Source organism: Mesorhizobium sp. M6A.T.Cr.TU.016.01.1.1 (genome assembly GCF_003952585.1).
Lineage (GTDB): Bacteria > Pseudomonadota > Alphaproteobacteria > Rhizobiales > Rhizobiaceae > Mesorhizobium > Mesorhizobium mediterraneum.
On the sequence record NZ_CP034452.1, the window covers coordinates 5317340 to 5341654 of the forward strand.

Below are 24315 nucleotides of genomic sequence, written 5' to 3' on the forward strand. Positions count from 1 at the left end.
ATTGAGGGGCTTGGCGGCAAGAAGGGGGGAGTCTTGCGCTTCACGCTGGCGCGCGGGGTCATGTTGCCTTGCGTCGATCTCGCATCACAATACCTGCGCTTGGCACAAAGCAGCGGAGGGTTGTGTGGTTGACCTCGCCGATCGCCTTGCTGCATTGGGCTTTAATCTGTTCTTCTCAGGCGATGGTGCAGGAGCGAAAGCGATCTGGCTGCGACATGCGGTTCGCGAGTTCCAAATCTACGCATCCGGATCTCGCGTCGCTCAGGAAATTATGGGACCTCCGCCGCCGAGATGGCTCGACCGACTTCAGGCCGTTGCCAATCAGCATATCTACAAAGGTCCGAAAGACGGAGACGAGAACGCTGCCGGCTTCATGACGTGTCTCGCGGCATGGGAAAAGGAGCGGTACCGCTGCCCTGTCGTGGTTGATCTGTTCTATCGCAACAAGGGGAACCTCGAACACATCGAGACAGCAAATGACCCGATTTTTGGGAACCACTGGCGATACGATGATCCGCGCCTTGTGGCATTTCATGGGGGAAAGAAAGCGCAGCTCAAGCGCATTGTCGTTCGTGTCTGCGATCTTACGGGGCTGTTTCGTCCGGCGCATGAGACCTCGCCGGACAAGATGGAGCCGGGCGGTGGCATCGCGATTTTCAGCAAGGACTGGCAAGGCGGCTATGTCCGGCATGGGAGCGATGCCGACGAGATCCTCCCAGAAACGCTGATAGGAATCGATTGGGGTTCGATTACAAAGGACGAAACAAAAGCTACCTTCCGAGTACTGCGTGCGATATGCGAAATCGAATCGGGGGGCCGGTTCGACGGCATTAACGGATACGATGACGCAGTAATCTCCTGCGGACCCTACAATTGGGCTCTTGCCCCAGCGCGCGGTGCCAAGCCCAGCAAACCGGACGCAGTCGCCGGGGCAGGAGAGTTGGCGCCTTATCTGGCATACTGGGCAGGGCGAGAAGCAGCCGACGCCAAAGCGAAATTCTTCGATCCATTTGGCGTCTCGCTGAAACCTGACTGGCCTGCGGGTTCCGCGGGGCCGAAGAAGCCAAGTTGGCCGAGCACCAGGAACTACATCGGTCGGATAGACTGGGCGCCGCTTGATACTGCCTCACAGGATCCCGGCAAGAAGAGGCTTGATGACCTGCAGTGGCTGCACACCACTCACTGGTTCTGGCGCTGGTTGGCGCTCGGCCGCTATGTGCCAAGCTATCGGAAGCGACAGTGGGATTTGGGTCGTGCGCGACTTCGCGACATTCTCTCCTTCGAGATCGATCCTGCCGATCGTCCCGGCAAGCCCGCAGGATCAAAGAAGGTTCGGTTGTCGAAGATGTTCACGTCGGAAGTCGCTGTGGCACTGCTTGTGCGATGTCACGTTCGATGGGCCGGATTCCTTTCGCTAACTTCGTTCCGCGGACCGAGCCTGCGGCTTGCACTGGCTTTCGCGAATCTCCCCACAAACGTCGGAAAATGGGGAGACGCAGAGCAAGCTCAACTCATCGAGGCTGTCATTGCGGCCTGCGCCTTCAATGGGCTCACAAGTGCTGAGAAGAAAGAGCTAAAAGGCAAGCTGGACGAACTGCACGACCATCGCAGTCGGCTCGCAAAGAGGCCACTCACGAGCGACAAGCTCTACGCGGATTGCCGCGCTCTCGCAGAGTGGCCGAAGGCGGCCGAATATCGCTGGAACTATGCTAAGCCGCCGGCCGGAAAGTACGCGCTTGTGAAAGCCGTCTGTAGTCCGACGCTATCGAGAACAACTTCTTCCTTCAAACTCGATGAGGCGGGCCTGCCGCCGATGCCTTGATTCAGGAGAGCACCTCGTGTCCTCACCGGCTGCCAACGTCCGTCACGGCACTCTCCATAAGGGGTTAGCGCTGGCGATCGCAATTCTCGCGACGGGCTGCGCCACAGGAAACCTCTCGCGCACAACGGTTGTCGGACCGGAAGCCATAACGGATCGCCAATACGGCGCAGAGGCTTTCGATAATCGCCGATGCTTTCACTACGGCGGTCGCCCCACAGGCGGTCCCAGCGTGCTTCCCGGCGATCGCCTGCGTCTGGCGGTCTGGTCGGCCGGCACGCAAGACCTCGACAACAAAAATACGCATCCGCCGATCGTTCGAACAGTCGACGTTCGACTGCGAGAGGTGAATCCATCGGGCGGGCATCTCGACGTTGACGAGCAGCAGGCACTGGCGACATTTCTACAGGTTAATCGCTCAAGGGCGTGGGTCGAGGACGCGGGCAGCGAGGGCGATGGCCTTACCCGCCCCGAGCGACAGAAGCTGGCGGCCGCCTTGAAGACGCACGAGGCGGCGGTGTGGAACGCCTTTGTTGGCAGTCTTTGCGTCAAGGCGATTGCGCCGTCCAAGAACGCGGGCGCGGCTGCACGTGCGGCGCCGGTGCTAGCCGTGCAAGCAGACATCCGCGCCATATGTCGCGCGCTACCAGGTCGACAAGATCGGCAACGCTTCGCTCGTGCTTTCCTTGTCACCGGTGGATCGGACAGCGAATATTTGAAAGGGTGTGCCGCAGCACGCCTAACTCGTGAGCCGATGACTGTCTTTGGTGTCCGCGGCGATACCGCTCTTGGAAGTTGGGCGTCCGCAGCGCTGGCTGCGAACCCGGGAGAAGCCGACAACTACTACGCCCAGGAATGGGTCCTCGCGTCCCCCAAAGCGCTACAAGGAACGATCGAATTCGACGCGGTCGCGCCGTTCCAAACAGATCCTCCGACCTGGTCGTTGAAGGAATGGGAAGACGCAGGGATCTGCTTGCGTTCGCCCAAACTCAAGATCAAGGCGCTGCGGCTACGCGGCAGCAGTCAGCAATATCGAATTGTCGACGATCCGAATCTCGAAACGACCCACAACGTCGTGCTCGCGAATGGAAAACGCGACCTCGTTACTTTGCACAAACAGACCTTCAGTTGGAGCCTGCCCGTCTCGGTGCTGTCCGTCCTGACTGCATCCGACGTCGACGAACTGGTCTGGGCTTCCAACAGAACACCACAGTCGAAAACGGTATCGCCAATGGGCTGCGCCGCGAGAGGGGAGGGCTGAGACATGCCTGCATTGAGGCTCTTCGCCAATGTCTATCAGGTTGACGGAACCGCACGCGATTACCCGCTCGGCTCCGCAAAGCTGTCCCTGCAACTCGTAGCCGGTCCCGTCGTACGAGTCTGGATTAATGGCCCTTTCGCCGGCCTTATCTTCAAGCAACTCACCTTCGATTTGAAATGCCGGGTGGCCGGAAACGACATAGAACCCCTGCCAGGAGACGCAAATTGGACAGGGACCATTGATTTCAAGCTTGGCCCGTCGACGATCCCTCTGGGCTTTACGAAAATTACCGTCCCCGCCCCGGACCAGCAACTGGGCGTCGTTCTGGTCACACCTCGCGCCTCCGAATTCGGGACTGCGGCGAAAATAGCAAATACCGGCTGGCTCAAGCCCTCGGAATGGTCGCTCGACTGGACCTCGACGCTGATGTCTCCCAACGCATCCAAGGGTGTTGTCGAGATATGGCCGCGCGGAGGCGCACCCTATTTGACGGTGAAGGATAGGTTCAGCAGGACACCGACGGGCACGCAAGTCATACAGGAATTCGTTGTCGAGCGGATGCGCATGTCGGACGATGCCTTCGACGTGCTGTTTTGGCCACATTCGAATGCCGTCTATCTCAACGGCGATGTGCTCGATCCAACCCGCCCGCTCGATCTCAAGGAGAACGGCTACCACTTCCAGCACGTCGTTTCCGAGGCGCACCTCGCCACCCGCATCGAGTTCAGCTTCGGCACATGGGTCAATGGTGGCTGGTCACTCGTCCCGGCCGAGGTAGGGGGAGCAATGCGACTCGCCACGCCGGCTCTTATGGACGAGCACGGCCATCCACTGATTTTCTCTGTTGATGACCGGCTTCCGCTCAGTGGGCGTCAGGGCCACGTCAAACCGACAGTCGATCCGCAGGGCGAGACCAATCAGGCCATTGTGATCGGAGACTCTATGAAGGATCTCCAGGTGGCCGCCCGGTTGGAGACTGTCGATCCCGTGGTGCTGTACAAGGAACCGCAAACACCGCAACCATTGAAAAACAAGCGACTGCAGCCGCCTTACTGGGTTCGGGGCCGGTCGACGCCGCTGCAAGGCAAACGGCCACGCGAGGTTCTGGGTTTCGCAGCGGACGCCGCGCTGATTTTCGACGCCCCAGTGGCGAAAGGCGCCGTTGGGGCGAGAAGCCCTCAAGTGGTCGCCCTCCATTTCAAGCCGATTAGGGACGGCTCAAACGGCCTGCGTTTCATTTTTCCGACAGTCGAGATTCCCCTGCAGACAACAGGCGCGCAGGCGACGGCCTTCGCGATGCAGTTGCCCGAGCAGGCGACCTACCAGACACGCGGTGGTGTCAAGACGTTGGAGGTCTCTCGCCGCGTCGCCATCGCGAGCCAGCCCACGCTCGTGCTACCGATGCTTGATCCGAAATGGGCTTTCTCAAATCTGGGTAGCGCGCAGGACCCCAAGGATGGCCTTGCAGAGCAAGGGGCGAAGTGGCTGCAGCAGATTAATAAAGACATGCGGGATGCGTTCTCGAAGCCCGATCCGACGGACTACGAACACATCGAAGGTCTGCGAGTCGCTCCGACCCAATTGCCTTTGCTGCGCGTGCTTGCGCCGGCGCCGACAACAACCCGTACGGCGGACGGCGCGTTCGATCCTCGTTCGGTTGGACAAGCCGCGACGGTGCTCGCCAGCGGCAAACAGCCGATGAGGCAGAGCGCCTTGACCGCATGGTCCGTTCCAACCCCAAACGATTCCGCCGACTTTCTGTTTGGCGGACCATCCGCCGACAGCCTTGCCAAACGAGTTCGGGCAAGGGCTGCAGCCAGCACGGATCCGTTCAAACAGCCAGCAATGGCGCTGGCCGCGGGTCGAACTGCATTCGATGGTCCGCTGGAAAACTTCTACTGGTTCTGGACCGGCGACCCGCGCGGCACGCCGCCTGCAGGGTGGCAAACGGCCCGCCAACATCTATGGGACTACCTCGTCGGCCTCAGACCGGCTCTGCCAAGCCCAGACGACTGGAGCTTCGACGATCTCATCGAGGCCTCGGAGCGCCTCGAATCTGCTCGCGACGCCCTCGCGCGAAATCCGCCGGATGTTCTTGGGTTCGACGTCTATGACGAAGCCCTCAAGGAAGCCTCGCCGGATGAGATTGGCGAACTGCTGGATCCGGATCGTGGGAGCGGTCTGCTAGAGCGATTGCTGCAGTTTGCATACGCGCCTCCCACAATGGAGCTTGCGAACCGGGCGATTGCTGCTCTCGGGTCAAAAACGTTGGCGGACGACCGCGCCATTCTTGAGGCATTTATCACCGACCAGCTCACGAATGCGGTGAACGACTACTTCAAGGGTCTAAAGGAGGCGCCGCAAGGCCTCTTGGCGGAGCTTCTACAAGGACTTCCTCCCATATTCGAATTCGCACAAGGAGTCTGGCGAGATCGTGACCAGCTTGCCGGCGAAATGCGCGAGCAACTTATTGATCTCGCCGCTCGCTTTGGCGCCGAACTCACGCATGAAGTCTACGCTGAACTTCTGAAAGAAGCGGTCGACGCCGAGACGTTCGCGCAAATTTTGCGTGATATGGGCGTGCCGCTCGCACGATTGGCTGACCTCGCCGGCGAGCCGCCGGACTACCTGATCATTTCTCGCCGCCTGCGGCGCCCCGATTCAGGGGACCCCAACGCCGATTCCACACGCCTTCATCCGCTTGATCGCGTTGCCGCGCTTTGGAACCATCGATTTGATTTCTGCACTTTCGGGGGCAGCAAGGCGTGGGACATGTTCCTCGATGACCAGACCACCTTGATCATCAAGCTCGGCGGCACACGCGGCTTCCCCGAAATACTCAAGGAAGTGACAAACGCCTACGCAGATAAGGGGCGCGCGGATCCCTTTATGCTCGACCCGCAACAGGGCGACGACCCCGTCGCCGCATTTGTCGGCCTCTTGCCCGAGGAGTTGCAGCTAAAGGAGTGGCGCGGTACCCTCATCATCAATCCCAAAATCGACCTCGATCGCGATCCGGTGCTCAAGACGCTTTGCGGCTTCTCGCACATCGCGGCGCGTTTCGCGGCGGTGGGCGGCCGCGCCCCAGAAGGTTCGCTGCCGGTTGCTCTGGATGTCTGGGGTCGGATCGAGAAAGTCGCCGAAGTAGCGGGCTGGACCAGCGATGTGGGCCAACCTCAGAACGCGCCACCGACGTGGGGCAATGCCGATGTCGCGTGGTCGCTCATACGCTTTTCCGCGACTGTCAAGGGCACGACGATTCTAAGCGGTGATATTTCGTTCAAGCTCGACATTCGCGAGCTCTTCGGTCGGCGCTTCGATTGGGACCCGATCACCATTTCCGGAACATTGCCGCCGACCACTGGATCGGTCACGGGCAAGCCGCGTGATTTCAGCTTCGCTGCGACTTTCGACACACCGCGGAGCCTAGAAATTGATGTCGCTTTCATCGACCAAGTGAAATTCAAAGGGATTCGTGTCGGCTCCCATGATGGCGACACGACACTCGATAACGATGCTGACATCATCTGCCAGGATTGGAATCTCGGCGCTTTCAACTTCGAGGCGTCCCAGCCTCTTAACCTTTCTGATTTCCGGATCCGCATTCCGGAAGTTGAAGGAGGGCGAGCCATCGCGATGGGACTCATGCGCGGGCTGTCCTTCGACCTTCGCGGCATCCGCTTCCCCCTTGCCGACCCACGCAGGATCACCATCGCGGGACTGGATATCCGGCCTGTCGGAGTAGGACTGCTACGTGGCAAGCCGGATGAGATAAGGTCACGCCTTGCCGCCGAGACCGTGCCGTTGGTGGAACCGACATTCGTGGGAGGCTCGCCCGACAGTCGTTATGGCTATCCATACTTCGATACGCAAATTGAATTCGGACGGACGCCGACACTGGACGGCGCCGGGCAGTTCTCCCTTGTCGCTCGCACCGGCGTCTCGGTCGCGTCTTCCGATGATCCGAAAAAAAAGCCGCAGTTCGGAAAACCAGGGGTCGGCCTTGCCTCATTGAGCGGCCGCAACTTGAAGATATCGCTGTTTCGCCTGCTGACCATCGAATTCGAGGAGATCGATGCCGGCGTCTTTACGCTGGCCGACGGCAAGAAGGCGGGTGCGATCTGGGCTGATGGCTTTAACCTCAGCATCCTTTCCTGGCAGCTTTTCAAGAACGAGGACGATGCCGGGAAGAAGAAGGCGCGAACGCTCGTCTACGCGCACGACACGGCAGACGCAAGGAATCGTGGCTTCCTCGCCTGGTATGCCTCGCCCGGAGCAGCAGACGGATTCTTCAAGCTCCAGTGGCTGCTGGTTGCGCAAAATATCGGCCTGGACAAAAAACTCCTCGACGCATTGCTGGACCTGACAAAGGCCGATCTGGCAAACGAAATCAAAGCGATTCAGGGGTTGAAGCAGAAAGACAAGCTCAACTTCAAGCTCGATCGCGAATTCGGCTGGCTTTTTGGCATTCGCTTCGAACTCGGCGAACTCTTCAAACCATGCGCGCTGATATTCCACGACGGCGTCTACTATGGCATCAGGCTCGGCGGCCCCATCGCCAAGCTGATCACCGGCGAAGAGGACATCAGTCTCGCCTATATCCCGGGTGATACGCCGCAACTCGATCGTTTCCGCGTGGCCTTGCGCATTGCGGCCTTGGACATGATGGGCGTGATGGAGTCGGGAGAGATCGCGCTCGAATGGAATCCGGCATGGGACTTCCTTATCGATCTCGGTCAACCATGGCGTGGCCCTAATGGCTATATGTGGGAGCGGGCCTTCTCAATCCCCATGGGCGTTTATGAGGCGAAATTCGGCTTTTTCGTCGAGAAACGCACGTCCATTAAGCCGCCGGAGGGACTGCCGCCGGCGCCGGCCGGCTATCAGGACATCACGCTCTCCGCTGGCGCGGGGTTCTATTTCGGCTATGCTTTTTCGACACCCCGATCGATCGCCTGGGTCAGAGCCGGCATCGGGGTATTTGGAGTTTTGGTCGGTTCGGCTACGCTGCGTGCGCCACAAAACATCGGCAATAACCCGCTCGCGCTTTTGAAGACATCACTCGCAAAATTGAGCGTCACAGGCGTCCTCGGCGTCTACGCATATGGCGAGGGCGGCGTCGATGTGTGGATCCTTTCAGCGCGATTTCGTGTGTCGGCACAAGCCTTCGTTGAGATCGTGCTTGTCTACATTCCGAATGCGCGCAGCTATCTCACCTACAACGCGACGCTCGCTGCGGCCTATAGCGCCTCGGTTCGCGTCGGCTCGGGCATATTCAGTTGGACCTTCAGCGTCTCCGGTGCCGTACAGATGTCGATCTCCGGCAACGCAGCGTTCGGCTAGGGAGTTCTTGCGTGGCCAAGCTCTTCTTTTCCATACACCAGCATCAACCGCGCTTGCTGACGACCATGCCTCCGGGGGACGAAACCTACCCGCACGACGCAGGCGTCACTTATCTTGTGCTGCAACCCTTCGTGTTGGAGCCAGCACAGGGCAGCCCCACTGGCGACCAGATACTCGCACGCGACTATTTGCGGATGTGGTCCGCGGCCCAACTCGTAACGGATGGTGTTTACCTCGTCGGTTCGGACGAAATTAAGCTCATAAATTCCGGAATCGTGAGGCCTTGCCCCGTCCCTCTTCCACCTGGGACGCAGTTATCTTTCAACTTAAGTGCGCTGACGCGGTCGGGCGCTACGACGAATTGGGCTGATGTTCGCCCGCTTGGCCTTCAGCCTCAGTCTGCCATTGGCCAATGGGACCAACTCGATGGAGACTCAGCGCTGGGATGGCCGGCGTTTGCTGCGCTCTCGAATGCGCTGCCGCCTGTGCGAACTTGGGCTGACCTCGACGGTGGCGCACAGTGGGGCCCGCAAAAGGAGGCCGCGTTTCAGGGATTGCTAGCGGTTTTTTCAGTGATGGCGGTCGCTTGGGCAGACAAAGATCCCACGCGAAGGGACGATCGCGACCTTGTCTGGGCGGAGGTGGTCAGACCACTGCTAAGGCCGGCATCTCCAAAACAATCCGTACCTCTCAGCGATGTGGATGCTTGGCGTAAGCATCTCGAAAAGAAACGTACGGGCGGGGGCACGAATGGCTCCTGGGCATATGACCTGCTGCTTCCTATCGCAAAACGTGACATCCCGATCCAACCGCCGGACCCTGTAATCAGCCTGCCAGGCTTTCAGTGGACGCCCGACGGTGTTCGCAATCGCCCTGACCTTTTCCTCGAAAATGGACAAACCGAGCGCGGCTATCTGGATGCGCTGTGGAGCGAGCTAGAGGGCTTGGCAACCGCTGAGGCTAATGCCGGCGGGAATGCCGATATGCCGATCAATCAGATGCTCGGACGCCTGTTTGGATTTGGCGAGCGCCTAGCGTGGCCGCTTTCCCGCGTGGATGGAGGAGTCGCCGGCTCCAAACGCTTCATGGCGCTGCGAACCGACCTTTCACACGTCGCGGTACCCAAAGGAATCAACAGCAAAGCGTGGCTCGCGACCAACGTCCCTTCCTTGGCGGGCCTTGTTCTCAGGATCCCCTGGGACGTGAATGACCCCATGACCACCATCGTCGACTGCCAGATGCTGATCGGCGGCAGGACGATCGAGCAAAAATCTGACGCGCTCAAGAATTTGCTCCAAGCGGGTTTCGATGACGTAGCGAATGTTCCGGCAAGGACTCCGGGCTTGGCCGAGGCTATTTTCGGCGGGCCAGCGGGTGAGCAGCCAACCCCCGCAGCTAGTCCTGACCGCATCGTCTTCTTTGCCGCGCGCAAGGGACCAATGCAACGCCTCGAGGGCCATACGCCGGTCAACCGCGTCCTCTATGCGACTCCCGAAGCGCTGCTAGACGTCGTCGATAGCGTCCAGAGATTCGTTGATCGTGGCCTGGACGGCGCTGTAGTCCGAAATGCGCCGCGCAGGGCGTTGTTTCGGCATGAGCTCTTGAACGAAGGCGACGTACTGCCCACCAAGATCGACGGGAAGGATGTGCACGCTTGGCATCGCCGTCAGGTAAACCTATCGCCGCGCCGCCTGACCGGGAGCAAGGGCATGGCCTATGCGCTCGGGCTACTAGAGCAAGTGCACCCCGACGAGTCTATCGTTAATGACTGGATCGCCGCCCTCGGCACCGGCGCGAGCTTTCCGGAAGCTTGGCTCTGGGTGCGCACGTCGGACAACGGCAAGGGCGGCGAGCTGCAACTTGCGCCAACCGCGCTCAGCCGCGACGCGGATGGCGCAGCATTGGTCCTGGATTCCGACCCTAAGACCGCGGGCTCTCTATCAGAGATACTGGGCTATGATCCAGCTCAACCGAAGGCGTTTCAGGTCGAAATAGCTTTCCGGACGACCAACGATGCTTCTCAAATTTTCGACGTGGTGGAGTGGCCCTCCGGCGTAGCCTCGGCACCGCCGGATCTCATTCTGACCAAGGCGCCGCTTACTCGTCTGTCGCGGTCAGTCGATCGCCTTGCGGGCGCGGTCGCCATGACCTGGCCGGTCGATTTCGATCCTGACTACGGCTTTGCTAGGCGCGCTCATCCGGACGTTCAGGCCGTGCAATTTTCGGAAGCCAACAAGCTCCGGCTCAAAGTGGCGTTGCCGGTCAAAGGCATGGTCAGAAATCTCTCGGATCCCGATGCGCAGTTGCCGCTGCCTGAAGACGATCCGAAGCTTGATCGCCCCTGGGCGCATAGAGGATCTATCGCCCCGACTGGCCCGCAGGCCTGGTACTGGCTTGCCGAGCACTTTGATCAGGACGCCGCACGAGACGACGACGCAGGCGAAGAGACGCGCTTTCAGCTCTGGAATGCGGCAGGCAAGCCACTCGCGATTTCCGGCTATCTCGAGCACCAGCTTGGACATCGGGTCGGCTTGACGCTGCCGAACGTCGACTTGCGACGATCAGTGGACGTGGTGAGCCCCGCCGACGTCATGGTCCCCGAACGCAAGAACGCCGGCAAGGCTGACGAGACGAACAATCGCGAGCCGCTCCTCGAATTCATCGAGGTTGGCGCGTCAGGTAAGGCCGAGATCAAGATCGTCGTTCGTCGCGAAGCTCTAAAGCTCGCCTTCGATCAGCATAACAGCGACACGCCGGGCCCACTCCGGAATCTCTATCGAGCTCTGGCCGAGCTTCGCGACGGTCTTGTTCGAGGTAATGTCGAGCTTGCGATCGAGTCCTGGGTCTACGACAACGCCGCCGTGATCGGGTCGGGCGGACACGCAACGCTCGCTTTAGGAATGAGGCCTGAAAGCGTGACGTCCGTTCCAATACAGAGCGTAGCAGGCACCGACCTTCAGAAGCTTTTCTCCGCGCTCGATGGCACCTTCGAAGATTTCGAAAAACTCTGTGCGAGCCTCTCGACGAAAGCGGATCACCTGGCGCCGCTCTATATCGCACCAAGCACCACGTTCGATCAAACGGCCTCTATGCTCCGTGCGCGCCTGACCTTGACACGTCCTGACGACGTTCGTGCCGAGAGTGATTGGGCAAAAGGTGGCTTCATTCCGCTCGCTGCTGATGGACCTGAGGCCGGAAGCGGCCTCGCGAAAACAGCCCTGGATGATCTGACCCGCTACCTGTCTGACGCAACCTCGCGTTTGTTCACGTCGACGGCCTGGATTGAGAGCCAGGACCCTTATCCCGATCAGCGCCCAGCGCTGCGCGGAATGGGTCCGGGCGCCACTAAGTTTCTGGCGCCGATCGCTCCGATGCCTCCGGTGGACCGAGTGGCCGACCTTTTCTTCATGCCGCACGCCTTCGTTTTACCGAAAGCCCACCCAGTGCTTGCGGACCGCCGTGCAACCATCGACTTTCTCGATTTTCTCCTATGCCTCACGGAGGACATTCTTCAAGGTCGTCCGATCGACGACCGCATCAACTTGATTGACGAACTGACGACGACGGATGCTATCCTGCTTCGCCGTGCCCTGCGCTCCATCCTTGGACAAGAGCCCGGCGGCGCGGTCGAACGGATGATGAAGCTGTATAGCCGCGTTGATGTTCCGCCGGCGGCCGCCGGCAGCGCACCTGCGCAGCAACTACATTGGCACGCCGGCGAGGTGCTAAATTCCCTGTCCGATCTCGCCAAACCGCCGCACAAACTGGTGCGTGAGAAGCTCCTTGCATCGCCTTCGCTCTTTTCGAGCTTGCGCGCCATAGGCGTCGGCGTCTTCAACCGCAAGCTGGTGCGAGCAAACGATCCCGCGCCCGGAGTTAATCACTCAACCTTTAGCACTGAGTTGATCGAGCTTGGCATCAAGAAGCACCTGATCGACGATCAAGACAGGGTGACGGAAGACAGCGACAAGTTTCCGGCATCTGACTTGCAGGGCGCCATCCTCAAGGGTGAGCCGGCCTACTATTTCCTCGATCTACTTCCTGATCGCGTCTACGACGATCTCATCGAAGTCAAGCCAAACACGTATCGCGGCGTTGATCCGAACGATGGCGATCTCTTCGGACTTCCCAGGAGCATTAGCGACATCCTGTTCGCTGACTTCGTGACAGCGGTTCGAGGAGAGGACATCCTTTCGCCTCCGGTCGGTCGGGGCATCGCCGCCAACGTCGTGCATGTCTTCCCCGATTGGCGGTTGAAAGAAACAGACTCCAACGGCTCGCAAGACCTGCGGACCTTTTATCTCCTGCCGGAACGCTTGCCGCCGCCGCGCGCTCGAAGCGTGGACGCGGTTCGGGGCGATAAGGTCTGGAGCAGCACACCCATTTACCTCGACTTCGCCGGTGCGCCAGGGACGCCACCTCGAGTCAGCCCCGATGCCAAATGGCCCGTCCAATACGATCGCGATGTCCATAAAGACCTGAAAGCCGTAACCGTGAAATCCGCCACGGGCCCAGCGAAAAGCTACAAACGCATCGAAAAAGCGAAATCCTCGACCGGCCCGGCTCGTTATCTTCCCAGCGTCGTCGCCTCCTCGGGACCGTTGACGGCCGGGTGGCATTTGCTCACCACCAGCATCTCTCATTTCTGGTTTGAGCTCGACCTGCAGAAGCCCAGCGAAAACTGGTCCGTCAACCTCGAAGACGACACCTACGACGTTGAGGTGGAGATGTGGAAGGGCGGCCCGCCGCCAGAGCCTGAAGATGCTGTTTCGCGGCCCGACAGCAACGACAAATTGCTGCAGGCGTTTCGAAGACTCCGCCAGACCTCTCAGACCACTCCGCCGCCGCCTCCACAAGTTACACGCGCTGAGTTGGAGAAGAGCCTCGATGCCTGGTTCCGATCCGGCCAGGAAGGCGCAACCTTGTTTGATCCTCCAAGCCCTGCTGGAAACAAATTATCAGACGCTGAGCGCGTGCGGACGTTCAGGATTACACGCCCACCGGCAGGCGGGGCATGGAGCTTGAGCGAGACCACAGGCAAATCGGGTGTCGATGGGATCGGAGCTGTCGTCGCGTTCGAAGTGCTTGCCCGCACCAAGCCCGACGCGACATCCGGCCCACGCTACGATGACATCGTTCCGCCGGAACTCGCATCGGTGCTGATCAGGGTTTCGGTGCTCGACACGCCATCCCTCGTCAGCCGTGCTAGATTGCGCGTGGTCAGGAATTGGCGCGACGTCGGAAATGACGGCATTCCTGACATAGCGCCACAGTTCTTCCTCGGCGAGCGGTTCTCGTCTTGGAAATCTGAGGGGCGCACTCCCGTCGTCATCGACGAGGCGACTTTCACCAAAGGTAAAGTGCCGGCAGAAGGAAGAGAGGTCATGGCGCACGACGTCAACGCGCTTGCCAACTGGATCGGCGCCATCGACGACCTTGGTGCTACCGTCGATCACGGAGCCGATCTCGTGGCCACTCTGAACGCCAAGGTCTTCGTCAACACCGATACGGGTAATCAAGAAGGGCTATGGGAATCGTGGATGGCGACAGCCGACTTCGAAGTCAACGGCATGGTCGTCCGATCTCTTCCAGATCTCAGTTTCCTGTTCGGGAGCGGCACCGATTCTCTTACCTTCGAGACGCGCCAGGTCTCGCTGACAGGAGATCCACTAGCCGCTGTGGCGGGAGATAAACTTGCCGATCTGATTTCGAAATTGCGTCCGTCGAAGGTGAGAAGTGACCACCCAGTCTTGATGCTCGTTTGGCGCGACCAGCAGAAGATGCCTGTGTTGGAGGTATCGCTGCCACTGAATCTTAAACCGTAGTGTCGTTCGGTAAGAGGGGTGATTTCCGTAATGTGAGAACTAGCTAAGATGAATCATGCCTGAGCGGTCACCTAGTAAACGAGGGACGACCTTTATTCGTCTTGTTCGCTAGGCCATCCGACACATCTTGGAGAATAGCCAAGGAAAACTGGGGATCCGCCATACAGTTGCTACGGATTGTCGGCACCAGAACCCTTGTGACAATGCTGAATTTCCGGATTGGCGGCATCCTTGCTATATTCGTCGATGTTTCCGGTGCGCGATCCTCCGATTTCTGCTAATATGTTGATCATAAGGTTTGCAAAGGAGTGAGCAGTCGTGGGATTTCGGGCTTTTATTTTACCTTTGATCTTAGGTCTAGGCATTGTGGGAGTTGCCTCGGTTGCCAGCAACGCTGCGGACATCTGTACGTGCAAGCCCTGCTGTGCAGCGAGATGAGACGACCCAGTATAAGGACGTTGTTCTCCAAAGTGCAAAATTGGAAGGACGTGTTGGAGTTTGTCTTCTCTCTAGCGACCGTTTTTGTAACAATTGGAGCGGCCCTAGAATTTTTCTTTGGAGTAGCAGTTTTTTACAATCCGTCTGATGATTTTCGACTTCGGTACGAGAGCTTAGCGCTGCCAGCCATAATGGCTGGCGAGCAATATCAAATCGAATATGGAGAACAGTTGAATGCGCACGCATCGTATGAATTTCACGCAGATCAGATAAGGAAATTTGTTACTGAGAAATCTTCTGGAGCATCCGTATACACGGCTACGGAGATTCTTAACGACATGGTGTCTTGTCAGAATAGCTTTCTTTGTAAGATCGACAATTATCCCAGTTATAGAGAGCAAATACGCCGCTTTTGGTTTACGTTTAGACCGGTAATCATGGACATGAGGGATGTCTCAAAAATCGTTCCGAAGAATTTTGGTTCTGAACTCGAGAAAGAGGCGGGAAAAATACTGACCGAAGATCAGGCGGCCGGGCTTCTTTAGGGGATGTATTTCTCGTGGAGTGCCTTCAACACGCGATGAACCTGGAAGCCGGGCATCTCGGAGGATGGCACTTTTGGACAGCCGCCTCTGGATGCGCCGGTGACCGATCAAAGGTCTGGAGTTAAAAAGTTGGCCTCTAAAACGTTCTTGCAACCATAAGGCCAGTTTGATAAGTTCATCGATATAATAGATCAAGGAGAGTGACTATTATGCCTGTTGTTCAGATCTCTAAATTGCCTATTATTTCACTCGTGATACTGTCTGTTTTCGTGTCGTCGGCAATTGCTGGCGGAAATATAACAATTCACGTGAAGGCGGTCGGTGAAGATCAGTCGGTATCTATGGTAGACGAAATCTCCAATCAGGAGATTTTCAAAGGTGAGCAGTTCACCAAAGACGAGACGAAATTTCCTAGTGTAGAGACCGACGCTTCGGGAAAAGCTCATGTCAGCTGGACATCTGTCAGCAAGCCAGACGCGAAAGGGCTTTGCAGGTTCGGTCACGGCGATAAGTCGAATGTCGACGATAGTACACTGGTGGAAATAGCTGTTACTTCCGGTCCAGACAATTGCCCCAAATAGCGTTTAACTGATTCTGGAGACCTCTGAAGCCCGATTTGGCCCAGTGGTCCAACGCGTTGTTCGGGTAGAGGATCGCTTTGCCGATCCTTAGGAACGAGTGCTCGATAGCGTGCCGGGAACTGACGGCGGGGGCGCGCACTTGCTGTTCAAAGGCACCCAACTCGCGAATATTATGTCGGTTTCCTCCAGTAGCGAATCTGTGGTTGGAAAAAAGGGTTGCCCGACTCGAAACGATCCGGCGGGAAAACACGCGCAGCCCACGATCTAACGCTTCCGCTACCGCCTCGCCGCCGTTGCGAGCGTCATAGCCGAAACAGCCTAACCGAACTTTGAACGGTGCCTCTCCTCGGGGGCTACCCAGCTTTCTATGAAATCCAGCGGGTCTACGCTTTCCGATGCCAGCGGCGCATGCGTTCACGTACACCGAATTCTTGGCGAGCCCCGGAAGTTACCGAAGACACCGCAAAGGGCTCATCGAGCCACTGGGACGACAGGTTTAGCGAGGAAAGCGACGCTGCGACCTTGCGCGCCGGCCGCTCCTGTCGCATCGAGAACAAGAACAGTTCGGCGGTCAGCCTTTCAGTCGGCGGGTCAACGGGTGAAAGTGCGCAATTCTGTTGACGTGTCTGGCCCGAGGTCGGACTTTCAGGATCTGTAAGGAGCGATTCGTTATGGTAGAGGCCGCGCGTGTTCCGGTGCTCATGCGCAGGGATAAGGTAGAGAGATTCCTGCGCTGCTGCCAGGAGCGGGTCAACAGGAAGTCCACGCTGATCGTTCGATTGGTGCCCGATCACGCTAACCGGGAGCATTTCCGTTCACGGCGCGCGTTGCTCGTCGGCGGGCGGCCAGGAGCGACAGCATGACTGCAGGTTCGATCATCGACGCGAAGATTGAGCGGCTGGCGCGAGGCGGGTTGCCGCGCGTCCTTGATCTTTTTGCCGGATGCGGGGGTTTGTCCCTGGGGTTCAAAGCGGCCGGCTTCGAGATCGCAGCAGCGGTTGAGTTTGATCCTGACGCTGCGGCATCACATGGCGCGAACTTTCATCCGGGCGACGAACGTCATGCTGTGGCGCGCGATATCACTGCCATCACACCTGAAAAATTCGCCGCGGCGCTGGAGCTCGGTCCCCCAGGGTCGGCCATTGACGTACTGGTTGGCGGACCGCCCTGTCAGGCCTTCGCCCGCGTCGGTCGATCGAAGTTACGTGAGGTCAGGGAGCATCCTGAGGCCTTCAGGTTTGATCCGCGAGCTCAACTCTATATCAAGTACCTGGAATATGTCGACGCGTTCAAGCCGCTGGCATTACTGATGGAGAACGTTCCGGACGCCCTTAACCATGGAGGGCAGAACATCGCGGAAGAAACCCGCGAAGTCCTCGAAGAAAATGGCTACATTGCGCGCTATACACTGCTGAACGCGTCGTTCTACGGCGTGCCGCAGATGCGTGAACGGATGATCCTGATCGCCTGGCGCAAAGAGCTGACCGACATGGTCAGCTTCCCGCAGCCAAGTCACTTCATGGAACTGCCACCTGGCTATACCGGCAGCCGTCAGGTCGCACTGAAGCTGCTCAAAGGTGGCGATCTGAATAAGAAGGCACCTGGTTACGTCGAACCACCGGAACCATCGTCAAGCCTTCCCGCCGCTATCACAGCGCAGGACGCGTTGGCGGACCTGCCGAAGATCACCAAGCACTTGGAGGGAAAGCTCAGACGCGGGGCACGCCGTTTTGACGAGCTCGAGAAATATCCCAAGGCCAAGCTGAACGCCTATGCGCAGCTTATGCGACAATGGCCCGGCTTCGAGAACGTCCAGGGCGTGAGCGATCACGTGATCCGCTATCTGCCACGGGACTGGAAGCTCTTCTCGCGTCTGAATCCAGGCGACCAGTATCCGCAGGCTCATGCGCACGCGGTCAAGATGTTCGAAGAGGCTTTGGCGCGACTGAAAGCCGAGACCGGCGCTGTGCCGCGGAAAGGCACCAAAGCCTGGGAGGCGCTCCACGCTTCGATCGTGCCCCCCTATGACGTTGGCAAATTCCCGAACAAATGGCGCAAGATGGAGCCTGATTTGCCGGCACGGACGCTGATGGCGCATCTGGGCAAAGACAGCTACAGCCACATCCATTATGACAGTGCTCAGGCGCGCACGATCTCGGTACGAGAGGCTGCGCGCCTGCAGTCGTTTCCGGACGGATTTATCTTTTCAGGGACGATGAATCCGGCTTTCAGGCAGATCGGCAACGCTGTGCCGCCTCTGCTGGCTAAAGCTGTGGCTACCGAGATGATGTCCACCCTCCGATCCTCCCTCGCAAGGCGCAATGATGTCATTTTCCGATCGGCAGAAGCAGTTTAGGGCTGCGATTGAGGCCGGAGCAGGGGGTGACGCGCGTCTCGCCGAAAATTTCGGGTTCTCTAACAGCGCCCGGGTGATCGAGGGAGGCCTTTTCGCCTGCACGAACAATCTGCAGAATTATTCGAAGAAGGTGGCAGCCGATTCTACCGCCGGATCAGGTGCATTCGTCTTCCTGTGCGTGCTGACCTTCCCGCCGCATGACGAGGTCTATTTTGCAATCACTGTCCGGGCCGAATCCGGCCGGGTCAACGCTGGTCTGGTCCGCCTGCACGATGACGTGGTCGCGAAAAACGCTGCTCTGAAGGCGGCCGGAAAGACTGAAGGCAGCATCAACAACAACGTCAAATTCTTCCTGACCGAACAGGGCGAACTCTATTTCGACAACGAGTTTATGGACTCGCTGGCTGGCGCCGTGCTTGATCCTGACCGCCGGGCGAAGGTGGACTCGATTGAGTTTGCCATCTGGCCGCCCGCCGTTTCTGCCAAGCGCAGTCTGCTCGCCCGCGAGTTTGTGGGATACCTTGGTCGCCTTGTCGGCCGCGACAAGGTCCACGAACGCAAGATCTGGACGGCAGAGACAGCGGTTGGTCCGTTGATGCAGCGCATGCCGACAGCACTTGACCCGGCCGAGATCCGCAAGGGGATCGCAGCGCTGGGAGGGATCTATGCGGACGCGGCTATTGACCGGTTCCACGCCGGCCTGAACCACCTGTCTCACAAACACTTCGTTATCCTCTCGGGCCTCTCGGGGACGGGGAAGACACTGCTGGCACTGCAGTACGCCCGGACGGTGCACGGCCTCACTGCGATGGATGTCGCCGACCCATTGCTCTTCGTTTGCCCAGTGCGGCCGGAATGGACGGATCCCTCCGGGTTGACTGGATATGAGGACCGGCTCTCCGACCGCTACATCGTGCCTCCGTTCCTGGAGGCGCTTCTGGTCGCCACGGCCAACCCAGCGTCGCCGGTCTTTGTGGTCCTCGATGAGATGAATCTGGCTCGCGTCGAATATTACTTTTCCGATGTCCTGAGCGCCATCGAAAGCCGGCATGAGCTGCAGCTACATTCAAGCGGCGTGCCGATGGAAGGGAGCACTGGCGGGGACGTCCCGGCCGACTTGCGCGTGCCGACGAATCTCTTCCTGATCGGTACGATCAATGTCGACGAGACCACCAGCACGCTGAGCGACAAGGTGCTCGATCGTGCCGTCGTGATTGACATGTCTGAGGTTGATTTTGCGACGTTCTTCGCCGGCCTTGCGGCGCGGTCACCCGAACTTGGCAGCTCGATTGCGACCTGCGAATCGATACTAGCGGCGCTGAACACGCTGCTTGTTCCGCACGGTCTCGGATTTGGCTATCGGCTCGCCGAGGAATTCGTCCGCTACCATGCCTTCGCTACCGGGGTGCTGAAGCGCGGCTCAGACGAGGTGGTCGACGATCAGCTCGTCCAGAAGGCATTGGTCCGGCTGCGCGGCTCTGATGCTCAGCGCGACATGCTCGTCAATCTGGCAAAAACGGTTGCCGACCAACCAAGGGCGCTGGCGCTCGTCGAACGTCTCCAGCGCGATCTCGAAGAGTTCGGCGCGTTCCAGAACAGCCGGTGACGGCGGTTCTGCATATATGGCCGGGACGCGACCCCACCCGTGCCGTGCGGATTTGGCCTGATCCCGAGGAGGCGCAACCGGGCCTTGTCCAGGAGGCCAAGGAGCACCTGTTCGTCCTGACCGGAGCGCCGGGCGGATCCCAGGCCGACCTTTTCATTGATGAGCTCCCGCTTGAGGCGCTGCGGGCGCCGTTTCCAGACGGTGCGATCTGGCGCTGGTCGCCAGGATTTCATGCGGGCGCGGTGGAATGCCGGCTGAAGCTGCCGGACGCCACCTTCGATTTTCCGGTTGTGACCGATCCGGCCGAACGGAAGCTGACGCGCGACGCCTTCGACGTGATGGTCCGCGAGGTGCTTGAGGACACCTTTGCACTCTTTGCGTTGAGCGCCTTCCGCAAAGGCATCGCGCGCGGTGCGGGCCGAAGGCCGCCGCCAATCGCGAGGCTGGAATTCTTGCGCAGCCGCCTGCCACGCCTGGTCCAGACGGTGAATGCAATCAATGCCCGGCCTCGGCGAATTCTGAGGGCAGAGGACGAGGTGACGCCTGCCCATCGCGCGACGCGCGCGACAGCGCCCGAGGTCCTGAAGTCCTTCCGCTCCGGGCGCCTCAATCGCGAGACGGGTCCCGCACGACTGCCTGTCGCCCTTCGTGGTCATCTGCCGGCGATCATCCGCCGCAAGGTCCGACGATCGAGTCTGGACATCTCCGAACATCGTCAGATGAAGGCGTCGCTGGAGATCTGGGCCCGCTGGCTCGAGGATGTCGGGGCGGTGCTCCGCGCGAACACCCCGGCAGACGCTGAAGCCGGACGGGTCGCCCGAGTGTGGGCTGTTCGCTCGCGACGCATGGCCCGTCAGCTGCGCGGCCTTCTGGCCCTGCCGCTATTTGAATCAGTGGTCTCGGGTCATCCTCGTCCCGACGCCTCGCCCGTATGGAAGAACGACCCTCAATATCGGCGTTTCGCCGCCCTTCACCGCGACATGTCCTTAGGCATTGCCAACGTCTTCGGCGACTTCCTGCAGATGCCGCTAGCCCGCACCTTCGATCTCTATGAGCTCTGGGCCTATTTGCGGCTCGTGCGTGCGGCAGTCGATCGCTATGGCGCAGAGCCAGTCGACGTGGCAGGGCTCTTCGAAGCCGGACAGGGCGTCACACTGGCCGCAGGGCAGGCGGTTGTGAGACTTCCGAAGGCGGGCTTCTCACTATGCTTTCAGCGCCGGTACCGCGAGTTCTGGGTCGAGAAGGATCGTCGCGGCAGCTTTAGCCGGGAAATGCGGCCCGACGTGGCGATCGAACCGATTGCTGGGGCTGATGATCGGCTGATCGTGCTCGATGCGAAGTACAGAATCGGCTCGGACCTGAATGATGCGCTGGCGTCAGCGCACATGTACCGCGACGCGCTTGTTGCGCAGGACATTGGAGGTGGCGTCCGGCGCATGGTGAGCGCAGCCTATCTGCTCAGCCCTGACGCTCTGGTCGCAGCTGGCGACTGGAGATCGACGCCGATGCCTGGCCGGCTCTTCCACCCGGACTACCGCTCAGAGTTTCGACTTGGAGCAGTTTCGCTGACGCCTGGGATGAGCACGAACGAGATCGCATCGGCGCTGGACACAATTCTGCGGGATGCGGGTGGGGAGGGGCTGGGGGTGATACAATGAAATTTGCAATCAAGGTGCTAACCCGGTCGGACCTGACGTTCTTCGAGCCGCAGTACAGGCTCCAGAACGCGGGAAACCAGAAATCCATCAACCTGAACCGGGATGTCTTCGTAGGTGAGCTGTTCCCAGATCTGCCAGAGATCCTCGCGGCTGGCGACGGTGAACTTGAGGTTCGCCTTCGCATTTCCGGGCCAGGCTCCGATTATGAACAGATACGTGTCATCCGGAAGATAGCAAAAGGCGGAAGCTATAAGAATTACCGCCTGAACGGAGAGTTCGTCCGTAATCCCGATGACAACGAGAGTCGGTTCAATTCACTTGTACCCGGAGACATCGCGCTTCTGGCCTTCGAAGGTGCCGGGCAGCCGAAACGCATCTGGCTGTTCGTGATCTCTGCGGCCGACCCGGACGACGCGTCTCTGCTCGCGGCTCTCTCACTCTCGGCCGGCCGGAGTATGGCGTCGATCAGCCGTGACACGCTGGCGGCCATTATTGCTGCGGCTCCGCCACAGCATCCAGTTCACGACCTCTTCCTTGAGCCTGCACTGGCCGCCGATCTCGATCAGGCCGCGCAGGGCGATGCGGAGGCGATTGAACGACTTTTGAAGCGACCCGGCCGTCGCGTGGTATCGACCGAGCAACTGGCTGAGGCGCGTCGTCGCTCCGAACGGACTGGTCTGGAGGGCGAGCAACTCGTTTGTGGTCATCTTGACCGCAACAGCGACATCGCCTCCTGGTTCTGGCGTTCAGCGGAGAACGCGATCAGTCCCTACGACTTCGATGTCATCACTTCGGGTGGCGCCGCCATCCAGGTCGAAGTGAAGACGACCACTGGAGAGCATCACACGCCGTTTCACATATCTATGGCGGAGATTGAAGCGGCCGGACGCGCCGTGCGCTACGACCTTTATCGGCTGAGTTTCCTGGATGCGAAAGGGGCAAAGCTCCAGGTCGCAGAGGATGTGGGCGACTTCGCACGTGACCTTCTTAAAGACCTGTCGGTATTGCCGGCTGGCGTGCGTCCCGACGGGTTCACGGTCAGGTGCGACCACTTTAAATGGTCGGCGTCGACAGATCTGCACTGGGCAGAAGTGGACGACGCGTGAACGGTGGCGGCGCAGAACCACGACCCAACCCGATCCACTGTCGCTGAAGTAGCGACGGTTTAGCATGTCGCGGATGGAGGGCGGCTTAAATAGTGCAGAAGGCGGGTTCCTGTGAAGTTGATGGCATGGTCAAAGCGGCTTATCTTCTGACATCGCATATGCCAATGTTGGAAAAGGGTGACCGAGAGAGCCATGCCGGGGCGCCTGTTCCATTCTGACTATCGCGCGGGCTTCCGCTTTGGTGCTGTAACTCTGTGTCCCGGCATGACGCCCGCGGACAAAGCGGGGCAGCGCTTCGGCTTGTCGTCGCCGATGCAGCAGCTGTAGTCGCCTGATATGGACGTTCTTACACCCGAGCAACGCCGGCACAATATGAGCCGCATCCGCAGCCGCGACACTAAACCTGAATTGCTTCTGCGTCGCGGTTTGCACAGGGCGGGGCTCCGTTTCCGTCTCCACGCGCCGGAACTGCCCGGACGACCTGACCTGGTATTTCCCCGCTTCCGCGCTGTCATACTGGTGAATGGTTGCTTCTGGCATGGACATGATTGTCCGCTGTTTAAGCTCCCGGCGACGCGACCGGAGTTCTGGGTGTCAAAAATTGCAGGAAACCGCGCGCGTGACCAACAAAACCAAGTGGCGCTGGGCGCAGCACATTGGCGCATTCTGACGGTCTGGGAGTGCTGCATGAAGGGGCCGGCACGTCAGCCGTTGGCGCACGTGATTGAATCGTGCACTGCCTTCGTACGCGGGGATTTCCAATGTGCCGAAATTGAGGGGGCGGAAACGCGGAGCAGTTTGACCGCCGAAACCTCGTGAAAGCAGGACAGCTCCGCCTCCTTCAGGCCTTTTCAGTCGGCAGATAGACAGTCGCCTTTGCAAGCGTCTTATTGGAAGCCCCTATATACCACGCGTTCATACGTTTATCCCAGCTGCGGTTCTCGCAGAACGTCTTCCAGTCGAACTCGTAGATCACTTCCAGAGACCAGTCCCGGCCCATTTTTACAATCAGCAGGTATTCGAACAGCTGCTTATGAGGATCGTCGGAGTCAGGGTATATTGTTCCGGTTTTCCTTGCGTTGCATATACCTTTGATCGAATACCTCTCTCCCTTCCTGGACAAGGCGTCCACATTCGCGGTTCCTGTGGGGGCTGCGAGTAAATTCGGTCGCCCGGATGTACTGTAGAAGTACTGTATCGCAAGTTCCTCTGCCATCTGGCCAACCGAGATCGCGATTTTTCGTCGTTTCATTTCAACGTCGAGTGCTGCCCGCAGCTTGATAAGGTCCATATCTGCGAAACCGGAAAGGAAGTTTGCCGGCGCCGTTGGATCGTAAATCCTGTCGCTGGCGAGAGCCACTTTAGAGCTTCGCGTCATAGCCATCTAAAATCCTTTGGAGGCGAACAATCGACCTGCTGCGGCGGGACCCTTGTAGATCAATATACCAAGGAGGTTCCCGTCGTTTTTCCTACCGCGCCACGGGCCTTAAAGAAACTAATCAGAACTATTGTCCACTATCTTCTTGCTTCTACACGCCACGACATTCTTCTGATCCCAAAGGTCCAGCTCTGGTGACGGGTAGAGAATTGCTTTGCCAATTTTGATGAATGAAGGCCCGATACGCAGCGACCGCCAGTTCCGGAGAGTTCCCACAGAAATTTCCCCCCGATATCGTTCCGAAACCTCATCAGGAGTGAGATATTTTTCAGTCGACATAACAAGCCCTTTCCGCAAGGCGTCCATCACGCTTCGTCATCAGCAATAATGCAGACTCTC

The 24315-nt window shown here is 59.0% G+C and carries 13 protein-coding genes; 11 read left to right on the plus strand and 2 right to left on the minus strand.

Features of this window, described 5'->3' with window-relative positions; genetic code table 11:
• The first annotated feature begins 124 nt into the window (after positions 1-124).
• The 11 genes from EJ075_RS25830 to EJ075_RS25885 all read left to right on the plus strand — a co-directional run bounded on the left by EJ075_RS25830 (position 125) and on the right by EJ075_RS25885 (position 23357).
• A complete protein-coding gene (locus EJ075_RS25830) occupies positions 125-1822 on the plus strand; it encodes a hypothetical protein (protein ID WP_126106264.1) in 1698 nt (565 codons plus the stop codon).
• A gap of 16 nt (positions 1823-1838) precedes the next feature.
• Positions 1839-3080: a hypothetical protein gene (locus EJ075_RS25835; protein WP_126106265.1), complete on the plus strand. Its 1242-nt coding sequence runs from the start codon at positions 1839-1841 to the stop codon at positions 3078-3080.
• 3 nt (positions 3081-3083) lie between these two features.
• Positions 3084-8423 (plus strand): hypothetical protein, encoded by a 5340-nt coding sequence (locus EJ075_RS25840; protein WP_126106266.1) that lies wholly within the window; start codon positions 3084-3086, stop codon positions 8421-8423.
• 11 nt (positions 8424-8434) lie between these two features.
• A complete protein-coding gene (locus EJ075_RS25845) occupies positions 8435-14248 on the plus strand; it encodes a hypothetical protein (RefSeq protein ID WP_126106267.1) in 5814 nt (1937 codons plus the stop codon).
• 410 nt (positions 14249-14658) lie between these two features.
• The gene (locus EJ075_RS25855) at positions 14659-15231 is read left to right on the plus strand and encodes a hypothetical protein (RefSeq protein ID WP_126106269.1); all 573 of its coding nucleotides are present in this window, start codon (positions 14659-14661) and stop codon (positions 15229-15231) included.
• A 209-nt stretch (positions 15232-15440) separates the two neighbouring features.
• Positions 15441-15812 (plus strand): hypothetical protein, encoded by a 372-nt coding sequence (locus EJ075_RS25860; protein WP_126106270.1) that lies wholly within the window; start codon positions 15441-15443, stop codon positions 15810-15812.
• An 859-nt stretch (positions 15813-16671) separates the two neighbouring features.
• Entirely contained in the window at positions 16672-18168 is a 1497-nt protein-coding gene (locus EJ075_RS25865) for a DNA cytosine methyltransferase (protein ID WP_126106271.1), read from the plus strand.
• A 178-nt stretch (positions 18169-18346) separates the two neighbouring features.
• Positions 18347-19774, plus strand: a complete 1428-nt coding sequence (locus tag EJ075_RS25870; RefSeq protein WP_245458013.1) for a hypothetical protein — start codon at positions 18347-18349, stop codon at positions 19772-19774.
• Positions 19771-21432 carry a DUF2357 domain-containing protein gene (locus EJ075_RS25875; protein ID WP_245458014.1) on the plus strand — a complete coding sequence of 554 codons (1662 nt, stop codon included), beginning with the start codon at positions 19771-19773 and terminating at the stop codon, positions 21430-21432. Before EJ075_RS25870 ends, EJ075_RS25875 begins: the two co-directional genes overlap by 4 nt.
• Complete coding sequence (locus tag EJ075_RS25880) at positions 21429-22538, plus strand: DUF3883 domain-containing protein (RefSeq protein WP_126106272.1); 1110 nt, start codon at positions 21429-21431, stop codon at positions 22536-22538. The genes EJ075_RS25875 and EJ075_RS25880 overlap by 4 nt, the downstream gene beginning before the upstream one ends.
• A 336-nt stretch (positions 22539-22874) precedes the next feature.
• Positions 22875-23357 carry a very short patch repair endonuclease gene (locus EJ075_RS25885; protein WP_126106273.1) on the plus strand — a complete coding sequence of 161 codons (483 nt, stop codon included), beginning with the start codon at positions 22875-22877 and terminating at the stop codon, positions 23355-23357.
• 22 nt (positions 23358-23379) lie between these two features.
• On the opposite strand, the gene EJ075_RS25890 is transcribed toward EJ075_RS25885, so the two are convergent.
• Both EJ075_RS25890 and EJ075_RS33835 read right to left on the minus strand, forming a co-directional pair.
• Entirely contained in the window at positions 23380-23922 is a 543-nt protein-coding gene (locus EJ075_RS25890) for a hypothetical protein (protein ID WP_245458015.1), read from the minus strand.
• Positions 23923-24033: 111 nt separating this feature from the next.
• Positions 24034-24255, minus strand: coding sequence for a DNA-binding protein (locus EJ075_RS33835; RefSeq protein WP_126106274.1), 222 nt, complete (start codon positions 24253-24255; stop codon positions 24034-24036).
• Positions 24256-24315 lie beyond the last annotated feature (60 nt).